The organism is Mycobacterium sp. TH-M15 (assembly GCF_057473705.1).
On the sequence record NZ_JBYCLB010000397.1, the window covers coordinates 1 to 3,703 of the forward strand.

The 3,703-nt window shown below is 69.4% G+C and carries 3 protein-coding genes; 1 reads left to right on the top strand and 2 read right to left on the bottom strand.

Going from position 1 to position 3,703, the window contains the following annotated elements:
* Nucleotides 1-17 precede the first annotated feature (17 nt).
* A complete protein-coding gene (locus tag AC2VNT_RS09670; protein WP_486946651.1) occupies nucleotides 18-887 on the bottom strand; it encodes an SDR family NAD(P)-dependent oxidoreductase in 870 nt (289 codons plus the stop codon).
* A gap of 153 nt (nucleotides 888-1,040) precedes the next feature.
* Nucleotides 1,041-3,122 (bottom strand): prolyl oligopeptidase family serine peptidase, encoded by a 2,082-nt coding sequence (locus tag AC2VNT_RS09675; RefSeq protein WP_486946649.1) that lies wholly within the window; start codon nucleotides 3,120-3,122, stop codon nucleotides 1,041-1,043.
* A 73-nt stretch (nucleotides 3,123-3,195) separates the two neighbouring features.
* Between AC2VNT_RS09675 and AC2VNT_RS09680 the strand changes: the two genes are divergently transcribed.
* A partial coding sequence (locus AC2VNT_RS09680) for an aldehyde dehydrogenase family protein (protein ID WP_486946650.1) occupies nucleotides 3,196-3,703 on the top strand: 508 nt, incomplete at its 3' end.

Here is a 3,703-nt window from a genome sequence, read left to right on the forward strand (position 1 = left end):
TCCGGGTGTGGGGGAGGTCAGTTGCCGGGGAGCAGCCGGCCCAGCAGTCCTGCGCCGCGTGCGTACGGTCCGGGGAAGTGCCGCTTGAGGTGCCAGATGATGTGGGCGTCGAACTGCGGCAGCACGTACAGCCGGCCCTTGTCGTGGGCGTCGAGGGTTTGCGCGGCGACCTTGTCCGGGGACAGGCCGGTCCACGACATCAGCCGGTCGGCCAGGCCGGTCGCGCCGGCGGTGATCCGGCCGTCCTTGGCGACGTTGGTCTTGACGAATGTCGGGCAGAGCACGGTGACGGTGATCCCGGTGCCGCTCAGCTCGGCGGCGAGGGTCTCCGACAGGCTCATGACGCCGGCCTTCGAGACGTTGTAGGGGCCCATCACCGGGGCTGCGGCGAACCCGGCGGCCGAGGCGACGTTGATGATCCCGCCGCGCCCGGCCTCCCGCAGCTGCGAGGTGAACAGCTCGCAGCCGTAGATGACCCCCCACAGGTTGATCCCGAGCGCCCAGTTCCAGTCGTCCAGGCCGATCTCGCCGATCGGCCTGCCGCCGATGCCGACCCCGGCGTTGTTGATCACCAGCGTCGGCGGCCCGCAGAACACCTCCCGGGCGTGCTCGGCCAGAGCCTCCACCTCGCTGCGTGACGAGACGTCGCAGGTGACCGCGCGACCGGCGCCCGTGCCGAGGTCGGCGATGAGCTTGGTGGTCTCGGTGGCCCGCTCGGCGTCGACGTCGGCGCAGATGACCTCGCCGCCGCGGTGGGCGAGTTCGAGCGCGAACGCCCGCCCGATGCCGCTTCCGGCGCCGGTGACGACCGCTTTGGCGTCGACCGAGATCGGTTGGCGCTTGGAGATCGTCAGGAAGTCGGGGAGGGGCAGCGAGCGGGACCGCATGGAATGAAACGACACCAGAGACCGTGCCAGTTGTCAATGGCGCGGTGTGCGATGGCGGTATGGTCTGGAACACGTCGACCCGGGCGTGGTGTCCGTCGGCACTCTCCAGTCGGTGATCGCAGTAGACCAGACCCGCCCCACGTCAACGCCTGTTCAGCCCCGGGTATCGGCGGTACCGCCGAGCATCCGCCACAGGAACGAGTAACTCAGCGCCGCCTTGAATGCGGCCTGGGCGTTGTCGGCCGCCCCGCCGTGACCGCCCTCGATGTTCTCGTAGTAGTGCACCCGGTGCCCGGCCGCCGCCAGCGCGGCGGCCATCTTGCGGGCGTGGCCGGGGTGAACCCGGTCGTCGCGGGTGGAGGTGGTGATCAGCACCGGTGGGTACTTGCGATCGGCTGAGGGCGAAATATTGTGGTACGGCGAGTATTCGGAGATGAACGCCCAGTCGTCTGGATCGTCCGGGTTGCCGTACTCGGCCACCCAGGAGGCGCCGGCGAGTAACAGGTGGAAGCGGCGCATGTCCAACAGCGGCACCTGACAGACCAGCGCGCCGAACAGCTCCGGATAGCCGGTGAGCATGATGCCCATCAGCAGGCCGCCGTTGCTTCCGCCCTGGGCGCCGAGCTGTGAGACGGTGGTGATGCCGCGGTCCACCAGATCGGCGGCGACGGCGGCGAAGTCTTCGGCCACCAGATGCCGGTTCTCCCGCATCGCCTGGGTGTGCCAGCCCGGTCCGTACTCACCGCCGCCGCGGATGTTCGCCAACACGTAGCTGCCGCCGCGGGCCAGCCACAGCCGACCGAGCACGCCGTCGTAGCCCGGGGTGCGGGCCACCTCGAAACCGCCGTAGCCGCCCAGCAGCGTCGGCCCGGCGGCATCCGGCGGGCGCACCACGAAGTAGGGGATCGAGGTGCCGTCGGCCGAGGCGACGAAATGCTGGGTGACGCTGACGCCCTCGGCGTCGAAGAACGCCGGCGCGGATTTGATCTCGGCCAGCTCGCCGCCGGCGACACCGTGCAGCAGCCGAGACGGCGTGTCGAAACCGCTGGAATCCAGAAAAATCTCCCCGTCGGTGCAGTCGGTGTCGTCGGCGGCGACGACCACGGTGTTGGTGTTGGCCGGCACACCGCCGACCGGCTGGTGCTCCCAGGTTCCGGGGGTGACGATCGCGACCTGGCTGGCCACGTCGGAGAGCGTGACGATGACCAGCCGATCCCGGGTCCAGGTGTACTGGTGCAGTGCGGTGTGCGCGTCGGGTGCGAACACGATGGCCAGTTCGGCCGTGCCGGCCAGGAACGCGTCGTAGTCGGCGGCCAACAGTGAACCGGCCGAATAGGATTCGGTCCCGATGAACCAGTCGCTGCGCAGCTCGATCAACAACCATTCGCGGTGCACCGACAGGCTGGCGTCGGTGGGCGCGTCGATCCGGATCAACTCCCGGTCGTCACCGGCGCCGCGCAGTTCGTAGACCTGGTCGTTGAAGAAGTCGACCGCCCGCCGCAGCACGGTGCGCCGGAAGCCCGGGGTGCGGTCGACGCCGGCGGCGACCATCACGTCGCTGCGCGACCCGGCGAACACCGTCTCGGCATCGGTCAGCGGTTGGCCGCGACGCCAGCGCTTGGCGATCCGCGGGTAGCCGGACTCGGTCAGCGAGTCGCCGCCGAAGTCGGTGCCGACCAGGACGACGTCCTCGTCCTCCCAGCCGATCGACGTCTTCGCCTCCGGAACGGCGAACCCGGCGGTGACGAAAGCCCGGATAGCCATGTCGAATTCGCGGACGACCGTCGCGTCCGCACCGCCGCGGGAGAGCGAGACCAGCGCCCGGGTGTGGTCGGGCTCGATGACGGCGGCCCCGGCCCAGACCCAGTTCATATCGTCGGTTCGGCTGAGTTCATCTACGTCGATCAGCACGTCCCAGTCCGGGCTGTCGCTGCGGTAGCTGTCCAAGGTGGTGCGCCGCCACAGTCCGCGCGGGTTGGCCGCGTCGCGCCAGAAGTTGTACAGAAACTCACCCCGGCGGCGCACGTACGGAATCCGGGTGTCGGTGTCGAGCACCTCCAGCGCGGCGGCCCGCATCGCCTCGAACTCGTCCGGGCGCTCCTCCCAGAACGTCGCCAGGGTCGGGGCGTTGTGCGCCCGGACCCAGTCCAGGGCCTCGTCGCCGGTGACGTCTTCCAGCCACAGATACGGGTCGTCGGGTTCGGTCCCAGAAGTCTCGGTAGTCACGGAAGCCATAGCCGCCATTGTCTCCTCGACGGTAGTGTGAGTTGGGTAACACCGGCTGTGACAGCAAGAGAGGCTGACCTGAATGACCGTCTTCGCGCGTCCGGGCTCGGCGAACGCACTGATGAGCTACCAGAGCCGCTACGGCAACTTCATCGGCGGCGACTGGGTGACGCCGGTCGGGGGTGAGTATTTCGAGAACGTGACGCCGGTGACCGGCCAGCCGTTCTGCGAGGTGCCCCGTTCCGCCGCGGCCGACATCGACAAGGCCCTGGACGCCGCACACGCGGCGGCGCCGGCCTGGGGCAAGACCGCCCCGGCCGAACGGGCCGAGGTGCTGAACAAGATCGCCGATCGGATCGACGCGCACCGCGAGCGGCTGGCGGTGGCCGAGGTGTGGGACAACGGCAAGCCGATCCGGGAGGCGTTGGCCGCCGACATTCCGGGTGCGGCCGACCACTTCCGCTACTTCGCGGCGGCGATCCGCGCCCAGGAGGGCACGCTGAGCCAGATCGACGACGACACCGTGGCCTACCACTTCCACGAGCCGCTGGGGGTGGTCGGCCAGATCATCCCGTGGAACTTCCCGATCC

Excerpts from the sequence above, each read along its gene's own strand:
- AC2VNT_RS09675 (WP_486946649.1), bottom strand. The coding sequence starts at position 3,122 with ATGGCTTCCGTGACTACCGAGACTTCTGGGACCGAACCCGACGACCCG.
- AC2VNT_RS09670 (WP_486946651.1), bottom strand. The coding sequence starts at position 887 with ATGCGGTCCCGCTCGCTGCCCCTCCCCGACTTCCTGACGATCTCCAAG.